This is a genomic window from uncultured Dokdonia sp., from assembly GCF_937910895.1.
Lineage (GTDB): Bacteria > Bacteroidota > Bacteroidia > Flavobacteriales > Flavobacteriaceae > Dokdonia.
The window spans coordinates 26014-42218 of the sequence record NZ_CALEMI010000076.1; the positions used below are offsets into that span (position 1 = coordinate 26014).

At 36.5% G+C, this 16205-nt stretch carries 9 protein-coding genes; 5 read left to right on the plus strand and 4 right to left on the minus strand.

What is annotated here, in order from left to right; genetic code table 11:
• Positions 1 to 45: 45 nt before the first annotated feature.
• Both Q0505_RS09515 and Q0505_RS09520 read right to left on the minus strand, forming a co-directional pair.
• Positions 46 to 1611 carry an Ig-like domain-containing protein gene (locus Q0505_RS09515; protein ID WP_299212007.1) on the minus strand — a complete coding sequence of 522 codons (1566 nt, stop codon included), beginning with the start codon at positions 1609 to 1611 and terminating at the stop codon, positions 46 to 48.
• Positions 1612 to 1839: 228 nt separating this feature from the next.
• The gene (locus tag Q0505_RS09520) at positions 1840 to 2520 is read right to left on the minus strand and encodes a phosphoribosyltransferase family protein (protein WP_299212010.1); all 681 of its coding nucleotides are present in this window, start codon (positions 2518 to 2520) and stop codon (positions 1840 to 1842) included.
• 54 nt (positions 2521 to 2574) lie between these two features.
• Between Q0505_RS09520 and Q0505_RS09525 the strand changes: the two genes are divergently transcribed.
• From Q0505_RS09525 to Q0505_RS09540, 4 genes are all read left to right on the plus strand, one after another.
• Positions 2575 to 3456: a hypothetical protein gene (locus Q0505_RS09525; RefSeq protein ID WP_299212013.1), complete on the plus strand. Its 882-nt coding sequence runs from the start codon at positions 2575 to 2577 to the stop codon at positions 3454 to 3456.
• A 219-nt stretch (positions 3457 to 3675) separates the two neighbouring features.
• Positions 3676 to 5211, plus strand: a complete 1536-nt coding sequence (locus Q0505_RS09530) for a glycine--tRNA ligase (RefSeq protein ID WP_299212016.1) — start codon at positions 3676 to 3678, stop codon at positions 5209 to 5211.
• 134 nt (positions 5212 to 5345) lie between these two features.
• Entirely contained in the window at positions 5346 to 8000 is a 2655-nt protein-coding gene (locus Q0505_RS09535; RefSeq protein WP_299212019.1) for a T9SS type A sorting domain-containing protein, read from the plus strand.
• A gap of 184 nt (positions 8001 to 8184) precedes the next feature.
• On the plus strand, positions 8185 to 11130 hold the full coding sequence (locus tag Q0505_RS09540; RefSeq protein ID WP_299212022.1) for a T9SS type A sorting domain-containing protein: 2946 nt from the start codon (positions 8185 to 8187) through the stop codon (positions 11128 to 11130).
• A 291-nt stretch (positions 11131 to 11421) separates the two neighbouring features.
• Here Q0505_RS09540 and Q0505_RS09545 read toward each other — a convergent pair whose 3' ends face one another.
• Positions 11422 to 11769: a hypothetical protein gene (locus Q0505_RS09545; protein ID WP_299212025.1), complete on the minus strand. Its 348-nt coding sequence runs from the start codon at positions 11767 to 11769 to the stop codon at positions 11422 to 11424.
• Between the two features lie 42 nt (positions 11770 to 11811).
• Entirely contained in the window at positions 11812 to 15249 is a 3438-nt protein-coding gene (locus Q0505_RS09550) for a hypothetical protein (protein ID WP_299212028.1), read from the minus strand.
• Positions 15250 to 15421: 172 nt separating this feature from the next.
• Here Q0505_RS09550 and Q0505_RS09555 point away from each other — a divergent pair, with 172 nt between their 5' ends.
• Positions 15422 to 16186: an exodeoxyribonuclease III gene (locus tag Q0505_RS09555; protein ID WP_299212032.1), complete on the plus strand. Its 765-nt coding sequence runs from the start codon at positions 15422 to 15424 to the stop codon at positions 16184 to 16186.
• The last annotated feature ends 19 nt before the right edge of the window (positions 16187 to 16205 follow it).

The following is a 16205-nucleotide window of genomic DNA, read 5'->3' on the forward strand; positions in this document are numbered from 1 at the left end:
AAGTAATCAACTCTCTTTTTAAAGATTGAGATAATTGACACTTATTTAATCTTTAAGTTCAAGCGCCTTTATAAGAGACCAACTCGCATTTACTTCAATGTCTTCTCCAAAATGAATGACTTTTTCTGGCTGTCTTTTTTCGAGATAGTTTCCTGTATCATATACCTTATTGCCATTTTTATCTTCTATGATTTGGATAAGATAGGTAGCAGGTTTTAAGGTGTTAAAGTCAAATACTGTCTCACTTGTTGTATATCGTTCTTGTATTACTTCTCCTTTCAAATCAGTAAGTTGAATAATATAAGGAAAGTTTTTTGCATTCGTTAAAGTGAATCTGATATTGCCATAATCAGATAGCTCTTTTGTATTTGTTGTAAATGATAGTGAATCATTTATAGCTCCAAAAAAATCTGTCATCGCACCAGGTAATGCTGTAATAGTATATTTGGATTTTTCTTCGGTTTTAAAGGTTAAAGAGATATTTGTATTTCTTTCAGATAAAAGGAGTGTGTAGTCGATAGGAATAGAATCTTTAACCACACGAATAAGGCTATCTTTTATAGTCTCTAAAGGAATATTACTTTTTATTTCAAAAGGTGTATTAAGCACCATCGTTCTTCCAGTTTTTGAAGTAAAACGTAAAGAATCTGCTTTAGGTGTCCGTAGTTTTGCCACTAGGGTATCTATATATCTAGGACCTTTTACTTTAAAAACAAGAGAGTCTATTTCTGGCTTAGGATCAAACCAATAGTATAAGGTATCCGTATTGGTTTTTCGAGAAATCGTAGATCTAAAATCTGGAATGGTCTCTGTAAGTAAGTCAATAGAAATACTGTCTACAGGGCCTGAAATGCCAAACGTTATTCTATTAGATCCTGAGTGTCTAGGACGAGATGATTTAGTTTCTAGAACTTCTTTAAATAGTTTTAGCGTATAACTACTATCACTTGGGACAGTTATAAATTGCTTTAAAAAAGCAATTTTGTCTTTATTAGGTTGAAAGGTGAAATTTGCATCTTCGTCCTTCATCGCTATAAGCATATACTCGCCTTCTTTTATATTTCCTATTTCAAAGGAAGTAAGACTATCTAATGTGTTTGTTACATATCTTGGACGCTCATTGTAAATGATAGAATCTGTAAACGTACTATCTACTGTATATAGCATGACCGACACAAAATTATCGGGCTTACTTTTTAGCTCGTCTATAATGACTCCTTTGACCGTGAGACTATCTATATAATCTCCTGTGGAAAACACATATTTGAAATAAGAAAATGGATTGCTTTCATTGTTATCTACAATACTTTGTCCAAAATTAAATACATAAGTCGTATTAGGTTCTAGAGTGTCTTTAATTTCAATATTCACATATTTAGACGCAGACCCTTGAGGAGAAATAACACTATTTTCAAGAGGTGGAGAGATAATCAGTTGTTTTTGATAGTCTTTAAGCTTGATATATTCATCAAAATAAATACGAATTCGATTCCCTTCAAAATTGGTAGTATAGTTAGGTGGCTCAGATTTAATAAATACAGGAGGGATACTGTCTTTTAGACCTCCAGTAGGAGAACCTCTCTTTGCACAATTCACCAAAGTAAGCGACATAAACGCGATTACTCCAAGATAATAAAGGCACTTTTTTATTTTCAAAATGTATATAGATGTCGTATTCATGAATGTAGCAAAGAAACAACTAATTTTTAGCCAAACGAAATACTTATTAGTGAAACCTAATGTTGAGAAGTCTGTAAGACGCACTCAACATTGTGAGTTGAACTAATCCCGCTTTTCAGCGGGTTTTCTTAATCGTATTTTAACTCTGTATTTAATCATTTATTGCGCTATTGCCATCGTTGCGATACTTAACTTTATTTTAGGGATTTTAAGCAATTGTAAGGCACATGCTTCTAGTGTAGCGCCTGTCGTAAGAATATCATCTACGAGTAGAATATGTTTTCCTGCAAGCGTTTGGTTTTCGGTAATTGAAAACGCATCCAATATTTCATCACTTCGAGAAAAACGACCTTTGAAAACTTGTGTTTTTGTGTTTTTTGATTTGATTAAAACATGACCGACATGACTGGCTTCCAAATGTTTTGACAATGCAATCGCAAATCCAGTGACTTGATTATATCCGCGTTTTTTTCTTTTTTTTGGATGTATAGGCACAGGGATTACCACATCTATATTCTGATAGGCAGGTAATTGAGCTAGTTCTTGCCCTAGCCAATCACCCAAAAAAGCACTAATTTCTTCTTGACCTCTGTATTTGAGATTATGTAACAGCGCTTGGACAGGACCTTTCTTTTCAAAATAAAACAATGCCGTAGCCTGCTCTAGTAAAATACGACCATAAAATACTTTTTGAATAAGCGCATCGTTATACACATGAGATTGAGTAAGTGGTAAGTGATGCCTGCAACGTGTACAAATCATATATTCTGATGCCTGTAAGCTTTCAGAACATCCGTGGCAAGCTTTTGGAAATAAAAAATAGCGGAGTGATTGCAACATGCATTTGTTATTTTTTTTCTAATTTAACCCCTTTTCAAAGAATATAAAATTTCTATGAGTACTAAAAGTACTAAAAACACACTTCTTTTACTGACCATACTGCTTTGTGTAGTTGTTCTAGGCTTAGGCGCATACACCGTAAAGTTTTATGGTGAGGTGCAAGAAAACGAATCTCAACTTAAAGAAGAAAAAGCATTTATTGAACAAGAACTCAAGGAAGAAATAAAAAGATATAACGAAGTATTATCTGAAAAAAACATCCTAGAAAATGAGCTCTCTGATGCAAAAGAACACTTAGAAGATTTACAAAAACGCTTAGATAGCAATAAGATCACACAATCTATTGTAAGAGCGTATCGAATAGAACTTACGAAGGTACGTCGTGAGAGAGAACTATTATTTAAACAAAATGATAGTCTTCTTAATGAAACAGAACGACTGGCAAAGCTCCAAGCAGAAACACAAGATGCTCTGGAAAAGGCGACAAAAGCACAAAGCACCCTAGAAAACGATAACAAAGCCCTTATTGAAAAAATAAATATAGGAGCTCAAATTACAGCGAGTAATCTCATTGTACGAGGCGTCATACAACGCAACAGCGGTAAGTTTTTAAATACCTCAAGAGCAAATCGAGCTAAAATGGTACGGATTTGTTATGAAGTAAATGAGAACAAACTAGCAAAAGCAGGTACCCTGAATTTCTTTGTACAAGTACTTAACGGTCAAGGAAAAATGATAGGTGTCCCCAGAGAAGAAAAACTTTCTAATGGCGAAAGTATTCGCTTTAACTCACGTACATCTATTCCCTACAGTAATAAGCCTTTTAATGTATGCGAACTTGTGCTGCCAGTGCAAACTTTTGAAGAAGGAACCTATACCGTTAATGTGTTTCATGAAGACAGACTTTTGCTAACTTCGCCACTTGTCTTAAAATAACAGCACTTCAATTTCTTCAAATTAAGTGGTATCCCTATTTTTGCGATCTTATTAGTTTCATAAACCTAGTTTTTTAGATGGATGTTAAGGATATATCCTTGATGATAAGAAAATAAGAAGATACTCAGGTAACGACTTGTAAAGGCATATACGCTTTCGCGAAAGCGTGTAAAGCAACAAAACAATAGAGCAACAGCACAAAGAAATACAAAATACATTATGGCTAAGCAAGAAGATCAATTCAAGAAAGTAATCTCTCACGCAAAAGAATACGGGTATATTTTTGGGAGTAGTGAGATTTATGACGGATTAAGTGCCGTATATGATTATGGACAGAATGGCGTGGAGCTCAAAAAAAATATCCGGGAGTACTGGTGGAAAAGTATGGTCAATATGCACCAAAATATCGTAGGTCTTGATGCCGCAATATTTATGCATCCTACCACTTGGAAAGCCTCTGGTCACGTAGATGCTTTCAGTGATCCTTTGATTGATAATAAAGATTCAAAAAAGCGATATAGAGCTGATGTTCTGGTAGAGGATTATGCAGAAAAACTAAACCAAAAGGCAGAAAAGGAAATTGCCAAAGCAGCCAAATGTTTTGGAGATTCCTTTGATCGTGCTCAATTTGAAGCGACCAATCCGCGTGTATTGGGATATAGAGAAAAAATGAAAGCAGCTACGGGTCGGTTAGCAAAATCTTTGGATGCAGACGATCTAGCCGATGTAAAAGCACTTATTGAAGAGTTAGAAATTGTATGTCCGGTTTCTGGTTCAAAAAATTGGACAGATGTACGTCAGTTCAATTTGATGTTTGGAACCAAGTTAGGGGCTTCGGCAGAAACAGCAACCGATTTGTATTTACGCCCAGAAACAGCTCAAGGAATTTTTGTGAATTTTTTGAATGTGCAAAAAACGGGGCGCATGAAAATTCCTTTTGGAATTGCGCAAACGGGAAAGGCTTTTAGAAATGAGATTGTTGCAAGACAATTTATCTTTCGTATGCGAGAATTTGAACAAATGGAAATGCAATTTTTTGTGCGCCCAGGAGAAGAAATGAAATGGTATGAGTACTGGAAAGAAACAAGATTAAACTGGCATACATCCTTAGGGCTTGGAGAAGAGAACTATCGTTTTCATGATCACGAAAAATTAGCACACTACGCAAACGCAGCGACAGATATTGAGTTTAATTTTCCATTTGGATTTAAAGAATTGGAAGGGATTCATTCCCGTACTGATTTTGACCTGAAAGCTCATGAAGAATTTTCGGGAAAGAAATTGCAATTTTTTGATCCAGAATTAAACGAAAGCTATGTGCCTTATGTGGTGGAGACTTCTATAGGTCTTGATCGTATGTTTTTGGCTGTTTTTTCAAATTCATTGCAAGAGGAGGAATTAGAAGATGGGAGCTCACGTGTAGTGCTTAAGTTACCAGCTATTTTGGCTCCAGTGAAAGTGGCGGTATTTCCATTAGTAAAAAAAGATGGATTACCAGAAATAGCAAAGAAGATTGTTGATGATTTGAAGTTTGATTTTAACGTGATCTACGACGAAAAAGATGCCGTAGGAAAGCGTTATAGACGTCAGGATGCTGCAGGAACTCCATTTTGCATTACAGTAGATCATGACACAATAAAGGATCAAACGGTAACGATCCGTCACCGTGACTCTATGAAACAAGAGCGAATTGCTATTCAGGACATTAACGCAATTATTGAGCAACAGGTAAGTTTTAAGAGTTGGATATCTTAGTTAAAATACTATGCATACATAGTTAAAGTGGGTATTTGTAAGTCTTTTTTAGTTGTTTTTAAAAAGAATTTAAGTAAATTTATGAACTTTTTAACAAAAACTTTATACTAATTAGACTTAAAAAACTACACACAATGAGTAAGTTCATGAAATTACTTGTAGTTGCATTATTAGCCTTTGGCTTTAGTGTTACTGCTCAAGAAAAGCACCAAGCTACAAGGCAAGGTACGATGGCTGCGCCGATACTAGTTCCTAGTATTGCAGACCAGATTAAAAATGGTACTGTAAAGTATGCAGACAACACACCTCAGTTAGGGCATGCAAAAGGAAAAACAAGTAGTACGGTTATACCAGGAAAAGGTTTTCCAAAAGGAGTTGATCCTTTATTAGATTTACAACGTAATGCTGTACAAAGACGCATGAGAGCGCCTAATCTTGTATTCACAGCAGATATTTCACAAGCAACACCTTCTGATCCAACAGGAGCGGTGGGAGTCAATCAATTTATGGGAGCTTGGAATAGTGCTTTTAGAATTTTTGATAAAAATGGTAACCCAGAATCAGCAGAACTTGCTTTGGGAACTATTTTTCCAGGAAACAATATTGGAGATCCAATTATCTTTTTTGATGCAGAGGCAGACAACGGAGCAGGAAACCCTAAAGGACGTTTTGTAATCACAGAATTTGATAACAACCCTAATGGATTTAATGTAGCAGTATCTACAGGTCCAGATGCAATGACTTCGGCTTGGAATGTATATACAACAGGATTCGGAACAGGTGCTTTTCCTGACTATACAAAATTTTCTGTATGGGGAGATTCTTATATAGTAACTGCAAACATAGGTGCTACAGAAAGAGTGTTTGCTGTTGAGCGTAACGAAATGTTACAAGGAAATCCAGCACAATTTGTAGGATTCCCTTTACCAGGGATCGCTACAAATGGTTTTTATAGCCCACAAGGATTTCATATTACAGATGACCAGCATCCACCAGCAGGTACACCAGCACCTATCATCTATATGCAAGACGATGCATGGGGAGGAGTTCCAGCAGGATTTGATCATTTACAGATTTGGGAAGCGACTATTGATTGGGCAAACCCAGCAAATCACTCTATAGTATCAGCTCAAGAAATTCCAACAACAGCATTTGTTTCTGTTTTTGATGGAGGAAGTTTTTCTAACAGACCACAACCAGGAGGGCCAGATCTTGATGTATTGCAAGCAACGGTAATGAATCAAGTTCAATATAGAAGATTTGGAACTCATAATTCTGTAGTACTTAATTTCGTAATTAATGCATTAGGTACAACAGGAGAATTAGCAGGGATAAGATGGTATGAATTAAGACAACCAACTGGTGACGATACAGAGGATTGGGTAATCTTTCAAGAAGGAACCTATACTGCTCCTGACGGAAGAGATGCGTATTCTGGAAGTATGGTTATGAATTCAGAGGGAGATATTGCATTGGCATATTCTTCATCATCTTCAACAGATCAGATTTCTATACGTTATACAGGACGTCAAAGTACTGACGCTATCAATATTATGACATCTGCAGAAGAGCTTATCGCTCAAAGTACAGCAGCAAATCCCTCTAATAGATTTGCAGATTATGTACAACTTACTGTGGATCCAGTAGATGATTCTTTTTGGCATATTGCAGAATATTTTGAACCTACACGTCGTGATGTAGTAGCAAACTTCGAGTTATTAGAGCCAATGGCAGATGATATTGGAGTTTCAAGTATTGATAGCCCAACAGGCGGTGTTCTTTCAAATGCTGAGCCTATTACCATTTCTATTAGAAACTTTGGAAACAATGATATTACTGATCCTATGGTTCAGTACTCTATAGATGGTACAGATGCTCCAGCAGAAATGTACTCAGGTACAATTACAGCAGGTACTACAGAGTCATTCACATTTGCTACGCTTGCAGATCTTGGAACAGATGGTCAAACCTACGAGATTGTGGCAACAACACTTCTTTCAGGAGATTCTAATACAGACAATGATTCTTCTACAGTAATGGTAACAAATTCTGTTGAATTATGTGAGCCAGTTTCTAACTGTGCTGGATTTGACGATGGTGTTACATTATTACAATTAGCAGATCAAGATATTGCTGTAAACTGTGGTCCTACTGGATACAGTGACGATCGTGATATCGTATTTACTTTTGATCCTGATGGACCTGATACTTTAGACGGTGTCTTACAGATGGGGTTTGCAGATTCTATTTTTGCGATTTGGATTGATGTAAATGATAATGGTATTTTTGAGGCAGGTGAGGTTGTAGCAACAGAACAAGTAGCTACTGCAAACTCTGATTTTGCTTTTAGTTTAGACTTATCAGCGTTTACGGTAGCAGAATTAGCAGGAGAGCACACAATGCGTGTACGTGGTGAAGATGAAAGTACTGCTGGAGATGTATTAGATCCATGTGGTGATTTAGCTTTTGGTAGAACAAATGATTATACTGCGTTCTTCGATGAATCATTAAGCGCTGCAGAAGAAGTATTTGAAGGATCGGATTTAGTGATTTCTACAACAGATAATAATCTTTTTGATATTAGCTTAACTACTGCTTTCGATGGTAGAACTGCTATTAGCGTATTTAACTTAGCTGGACAAAGATTGGCTTACAATAATCTTACCAGAGAAGGAAATCAGTTCAATTATAATCTTGATATGTCTTATGCAGCAGCAGGAGTATATATTGTACAGTTTGATGCTATTGATGGTGGAAGTCCAGTAACCGCAAAAATCTTAGTTAAGTAAGGATAACTTTCATAAAACTAATATGAAAATCCTCGTCTTCATAAAAGACGGGGATTTTTGTTTTTAATAATCTATACGTTTGTGTATCCCATAGATACTTTCTTAAAGTATTAATGAAATCTTAATATATATGATTTTTTTTTGATACTTTTAACATATATAAATCCTATTAAAACAATATATTATGATTAAAAAACTAAAAGTAGCAGCCATTGCGCTGCTGGCTATAGGCTTTCAAGCCACGGCTCAACAAGATGCCCAAGGAGGTAGCTTGAACTATGTTGGACAAACTGCATCTATGCGGATAGTCCCATCAATATCCTCTAGGTCATCATTAATCCCAGCACCTGACTGGAATGGTCAAGAACCTCAAGACGGCAGATATGTAAGAGGCGTAAAAGCTGACGTAGTTCCTGGAAAAGATCCTCAAACTGAAAATGATTATTTCTCACTTCACCCAGGAAAACTAGATAAGAAAATCAATTTAAATAGATCTCTAGAAAATGATTTCGTTGTAAACAATAATGTAGGATCTCCCTCAGACCCTGCACTGGCTGTAGGGCCAAATCACGTAGTAATTGTTTTTAATACAGGATTTATCATCTATGATAAGGACGGAAATGATCTTACAGGACCTTTAAACGTTAACAATATCTTCTCAAATGGAGGATGTTGTGATTTAACAGCTTCGTATGATAATGCTGCAGACAGATGGATACTTACTTATCTATTTGTAGGCGCTGGTATGGAACTTGCTGTTTCTGATGGTCCAGATCCAACAACTGCAAACTGGATGTTATACTCATTTCCGCAGGTATCTGATTATAACAAATTATCAGTATGGCGTGATGGATATTATATTACAGATAACGGTCCTAATGATGTTTGGGCTATAGATAGAGATGCAGCACTTGCTGGTGATCCAGCCGCAAGTATTCAAGGTTTTGTGGTTAATGGAATTTCATCTCCAGCGGGAGGGTTTACAAGTGCTCAAGTAGCAAATGTAACAGATGATAACTTACCTGCCACTGGGGGAGCTCCTCTTGTATATATGAGAGATGACGGTTTCCAAGGAGTTACAGAAGATGAGTACTGGTTATGGACAATTGACGTTGATTTTGATAACCCAGCAAATTCTGGAGTATCTGTACCAGAAGAATTTTCAGCAGAACCGTTTATTAATGTTTTTGATGGAGGAGGCTTTAGTAATCTTACACAACCAGGTGGAGGGATTGCTATTGATGCCCTTCAATCTACTATTATGAACCAAATGCAGTTCAGAAAATTTGCTGCCCACAACTCCATTATATTTAATTTTGTAGTAGATACAGACGCAACAGCTGGAGAGCTTGCAGGAATTCGTTGGGTTGAACTTCGTCAGTCTGGAGATGGAATGCCTTGGACGCTTTTTCAAGAAGGTACATATAATGCTCCTGACGGGAAACATGCTTGGATGGGTAGTATGGCAATGGATAACCAAGGAAACATAGGTATGGGATATTCTTCTATGGCTGGACCTACAACACCAAACCCTACAGCCAATAGAGTAGGGGCTTTCTATACAGGACGCTTTGCAAGTGACGATTCAGGAACCATGAGTATTGCTGAAGTTGAAATTGCTATCGGAACTCAAAATATCGGAGGACTGCGTTTTGGAGATTATGCAAAGTTAGATGTTGATCCAAATAACGATAAGGAGTTTTGGTTTATTACTGAATATGCAAACACAAATCACGTTGCAAAATTCCAAATACAATCAGACTTTAATAACGATATAGGCGTTGTAAGTATTGATACTCCAGTAGACGGGGATTTATCTGCTCCACAAGATGTAACGGTTACGATTTTTAACTTTGGATTGAATGATGCGTCTGGATTTGATATAACGTATGATATAGATGGAGGTACTCCAGTAACAGAACCATTCCCAGGAACTATAGCAAGTGCAACAAGTGAGCAATTTACATTTGCAACACAAGGAGATTTTTCTGTGGTAGGTCAAACCTATAGTGTATCAGCTTCTACCGTTTTTGGTGCAGACGAATTTGCAGATAACAATACAACAATAAGAGATGTAACCCATCTTAATCCTAATGATGTAGGCGCAACAAGTGTCACAGCACCTATTTCTGATGTATCACAAGTGACGATTGAGATCCAAAACTTTGGTACTTCAACGCAAACCTCTATTCCTGTATTCTATTCATTAAATGGAGGAGCACCTGTACAAGAAACGTATACAGGATCTATCGCATTTGGAGCAACAGATACCTATACATTTACAGCAACTGAAGATCTTTCAGCTTTAGGAGATTATGTATTTGTAGCGGGAACAGAACTTACTGGAGATTCTGATAATACAAACGATGATACAACAGCGACAATTACAAATAGTATTTGTGAACCAACGTCAAATTGTTCAGGATTTGATGATGGTGTCACTCAAATTGCCTTAGCAGATCAAGATATTACTGTAAATTGTGGTAGTTCTCCAGCAGGCTATAGTGATGATACTGATATTATATTCAATTTTGTACTTGACGAAAATCCATTTGAAGGGGTTTTACAGATGGGATTTGCTGCTTCTGTATTTGCCATTTGGATTGACTTTAATGATAATAATACTTTTGAAGCAGACGAATTAATAGCTAATGAATTTGTAGCACAGGCAAATACTGACTTCGGATTTACAGTAGACTTTTCTACGGTTGTTGCAGAGGTTACTCCTGGGATGCACAGAATGAGACTAAGAGGAGAAGACGAAAGTACGGCAGGAGATGTATTAGATCCTTGCGGTGATTTAGCATTTGGTAGAACCAACGATTATACAGCTAATATGAGTGGTACATTAGGAACAGCAGATGAGTTATTTGCTGCAACAGATTTGCAAGTACACTCTTTAGGAAATGATCAATTTGAAGTTATTTTTAACGATACGTCAAGTTTCTCTCAAAAACTTCCTATCACTATTTATAATACGTTGGGTCAAACATTAGCGTACTACACGGTTGATAATAATGGCGCTGGCTACACAAAAACTATAGATATGTCTTACGTGTCTAGTGGTGTTTATTTTGTAAAAGTAGGTACTGCCGATTTAAATAAAGTAAGAAGAATTATTGTAAAGTAATTTTTTGAAATCATATATGAAAAGGGAGTAAATGCATATTTGCTCCCTTTTTTAATTAAAAAACCTCTTGAGGTAGACTAAGCCTATTAAATAGATGTTGATCTGACGGGGTACGCTTTCGCGAAAGCGCATAAAAAAAGATTAACTCTTTTACAGAACTAATCCTTTTTTAAATTTTATTAGTGAAAGCCGTTTTTTAAAGTCTAAAAGACACATACAAAATAGGGAGTTAAATTCACCCCAGTTTTTCAGCAGAATTTATGATGAATACCTTTTGTTTAGAAAGCACAGTTACTTTTTGGCTTCTATCATTTCTTCTATAGATACAGGAGTTGCTTTGTTACAACGATTCATCATACGCAGTCCTCTGAATTTAAAGTAGACCGCCATCCCATCTTTTTTATAACTATCTTCTAAATTGATCGGATCATAAAATAAACCATCTTTTAGTTTGATTGTATATTCACAATCATCCTTCTCCTTTGAATAGACAATAGTGCCGCTTGTATATCCAGTCGGGTCAAACGCATCTTCGGTTACTTTTTCTTCTATGGTATCTTTTGTCACTTCTTTGGTGTTTTTGCAGGAAGTAACGCATAAGAATGCTGCAGTTCCTAATACTAGTAGTGTAGTTTTCATAATCATTAGGTTAGGTTTTAAAAATTAAAGGTCGTGAAAATTTTAGAATAAAGCTTTCAACTGAATATTCCCTGTATGTATGGTTCTAGAGTTTTCACTTTTTCTACCAAAATAAGAGATGTTTAAATCTAAAAATTTAGTCAATCTTTTTTGAGCAATCACATTCCAAGTAAAATTAGTACCTGGTTGTAATCCTTCTAGTATTTGATACGCAACAGGGCTAAAAGCACTGCCATCAAATTGATTGTCTATATAATTAAACTCTCCCATAAGTGATCCTTTTTCTCCATCTGCAATTGCAAAAGAAGTGCCAAAACTATTTTGCTGCAATGCTTCTAACCCTCCATTGGTGTTTTTCTTATCTTGATAGGTATAAAATAAAGAGACTCTAGAGGTCTTACTTATCAAATAAGATATCTTAGGATTTGCCGCAGCATTATCAACACTAAAATTACGAGACGGAAAATTTTCTGCAATACTTTTTGTAGTACCAGCTTCTGCTTTAAAATTGAAAAGCCAACTTTCTTTTATCTTATGCAGGAAGTTGATTTGATGACTCTCTAACTCATTATCTTGAAGCCCTGTAGACAGGAGATTTGTTGATTTATTAGAGATATAACTATAGGTGGTGGTATAGACTTGCTTCCCCCGATTAAACGTAAGTGCATTCCGGAAATTTAAACTTAAGCCTATTTCATTTTCATCTGCCGTAAAAGGATTGATAGTAAAGCGTTCTCCTTCACGTAAAGATCTTCTGTCTATACTATAGTTGGTTTGGTTATAAAAACGTGATAATAACTTCCAGAGACCCTTTGAGCCACTCCATTGTTGAGGATTTATAGTGAGTTGGCTGCTCAATTTGTTTTGATGTGTTTGTAAGAAAATCTGATTAGGCAGTAGGACTCGTATAAAATCTGCTTCATCTTGAAATTGCGATATCTCAAACTCTTCCAATTGCTGTATCCCGTCATTATTATAATCATTCCACGTATGTGTACCTTGACCTTCATCTACAGCAACAAACGTAAACTCTTGTTGCGGTTGTGTCCCGCTATTGGTTTCAAAAACAGTGTTGAGTCTCAAGATGTCCTTTGCAAAACGCTGATCGTATAGTAATCGAGAGTTTAAAGAATTTTGAGCTTCTATCGTAGGATCTTCAAAAGACAATGTTCTGTAGTTTACAAAAACAGAGAGGTTGGTCTTTTTGTTTTTTACTAATTGCGATTTTAAAAAATAAGTATTCGAAGTATTTACACGCCGAATTCTATTTGCTCGCAAACTATCATTAATGCGGTAGCGATATCCTGCCTCTACGTACACATTAGTGCTATCACCTACGCCTACAAACCCTTCATATAACTGAAATCGCTGACTATCAGGTGTGATAGAATCATTTGCTTTGGTTACTCGAATATTGTCTTCTGTATAAAATTTACCACCGATCCATGACTTCTTAAGATCATATACAGCGCTACTGTACAATTTAGAAAAGTCAGACGTTACATTCAGGTCATTTGTATTTAAGACACTTGCATTGATAGCACCTTTTATTTTTTTTGATTGAATCGTACTTATTAAAGAATGTCTAGTACCTGAATAAGACGTATTAAAATCTAAGTTTTCAAAACTATAAAGTACAGATCCAAACTTTCGATTTTGGTATTGTAACCCGGTTGTTAAAAAACTCTGATTTCCCACCAAGATAAGTCCGTTGCCATTGGTGTTTTGAAGCCCCGTATCTAGATTCCAGTCACGATTAAACTCTACATTGTATAACCCTTCTACATTCGTAAAATTTTCCTGTACATAATCCCATTTCCCAAAGACTTCAAGAGTAGCTATACTATCTTTTTTAAATACTTGCTGTTTTGCATCTAGATGGGTAGCAAACGCATTATTATCGTCATCATCTACTGGAGAAAATAGGTTGAGATCATTTCGACTTCCTGCAGCTTCAAAAGCAATAGTTGTTTTTTCAGAAGGTGCGTATGTACCGTTCACAATCGCCAGCTGTAATAAGGTAGGCGCAAAAAGTCTGATTTGAGGTTCAAACGATCCTTGCTTGACACCATCTATAGGTGGGACATATTCAAAGGTACGCCGTAAGGTATTGGTGGTACTAAGGATATAATCTCCCTGATTGGGACCTACATTACTAAAACGCACATTAAACAAGGTCTCTTCTGGGTCATTGCTAAACTCAAAAACCTCCACGCCACCCACGGTGATTTGCCGATACAATACTTTGTTTTCACTAAAGGTATCTGGCACAGCACTAGGCGCTATCATTTGGCTAGGATCATCGCCAGCATTTGCAAGAACTGCCACTTGATCTTCACTTAACGTCTGCTGTAGCGGCTGATTTTTAGCATCAGATTCTGAATATACCTGTGCATAAATTTTAAACGTATCGCTTTCGCGAAAGCTCCCTCCGCCATACGCTATAAAACGCGTAAAATTACGTTCGCTAAACTGATAATCTACCGTGATACGCATCTCGCTAGTAATAGGAAAAGTCGGATTAAACCGAATCTCTCCCGCATTATAATCAATGATATAATCTTTTGCTTCGCCACGTTCTAAGAGAATCCCATTTACATATACAGATTCACTTCCTGAGACAATCAAAACAAAGAGTTCCCCATTAGGTCCTGTAAGTTTATACGGACCTTGATTTCCTTCTTGTCCTGTAAACACACTGGTGTTAAAAACACCTCGTACTAACGCGCCTGTCGCAAAAAGATTGGTTTTAGAATCTTCGTCATGATTGAGATCTGCCTGTAAAGACAACCCTTGTATTTTTTTGGTAAACCTGCCGTAATAGGACTCGGTATCTTGGAGGTTAATATCGCCCGCACGAATGTTCCAAGAATCACTAAAAAGCTCTATAAAAATTTGATCAAACTCATCTAGATTTTGAGAAAACCCTCCTTCCTGACTAGGTATATTAGCATCTTGTATCGAAGCCCGTAAGGTCACCTTGTCACTTAACTTCCCGCTTAATTGCAAATCTAATTCAGAATTTACCGTACTATTTTGATTGCTACCTACAGTGACCCCACGTACAATGCTTCCGCTAGTGTTAAGCCCACTAAACGGAGTAAACACACGCTTTCTTTTCTGATTTCTTAGACTCGTCAATCGATCTAGATTTCCTGAATTTGTTACAATTCGTTTTGGATCAAACTGATAATATTTACGTGTCAAGAAGTCGGGATAAACTCGGTATGTAATTACTAAGGTGTCTGTGGGGATGGCTTCTTTCGCTTTAAGCGAAAGCAAACTATTGGCATAATCAATTGTATACTTTGTACTATCAAGAGGAACGCCTTCTCTGGTAGTGATTTTAAATAAAGAAGGATTGATAGGTACAGAATCTAGTTGCATAGTATCCCGTAAAGCGATTCTTTTGGTGCGTACCTCTTGCGCTACGAGTGTGGCTGAGCAGAAGAGGAATAACAAAAAGTAAAGATTACGCATGATTATTAGAACTCGCTTGGGCTAGAAATATTTTATAAGCATTGTAAATCAAAGGTAAACTTTATAGCCTTTTTAACTTCTTATGCTGGCTACTTTTATAATTTAGCATTTTATCCAAATTATGTAATAGATTTTCTAATGCATACTTTTGGCTTAACAGTTTTTACGAGACATGAAAATTATTTCTTACAATGTAAATGGCATTCGAGCTGCCCTAAAAAAAGGATTTGATACGTGGTTGCAAGCTACAAATCCAGATGTAGTATTACTTCAAGAAACCAAAGCGACTCAAGATCAAGTGGATGTGGCAGCTTTTGAAGCCTTAGGATATCACCATTATTGGTTTAGTGCCCAGAAAAAAGGATACAGTGGGGTTGCTATTTTGACCAAACAAAAACCGAATCATATTGAATATGGTACAGGCATCGAATCTATGGATTTTGAAGGTCGTAATATTCGAGTAGACTTTGACGACGTATCCGTCATGAGTTTGTATTTGCCTTCGGGTACCAACATAGCTCGGTTAGAACACAAGCTGGAATTTATGGATTTGTTTCAATCCTACATCAACGATCTCAAAAAAGAGTATCCCAACCTTGTCATAGGTGGGGATTACAATATCTGTCATGAAGCCATAGACATTCATGATCCCATACGTAATAAAAATACGAGTGGCTTTCTTCCCGTAGAAAGAGAATGGATTGGTAACTTTATAGAAAGCGGTTTTATAGATTCCTTTCGTCATTTGAATAAAGAACCCGACAATTATACGTGGTGGAGTTATAGAGCAAATGCGAGAGCAAACAATAAAGGATGGCGTATTGACTACAATATGGTGAGCGCTCCTTTAAAAGAGAACATTTCAAGAGCCATTATTTTAAAAGATGCCATGCATAGTGACCATTGTCCGCACATGGTTGAATTATCACTCCCTTAATCTAAAATAACTAACAAGA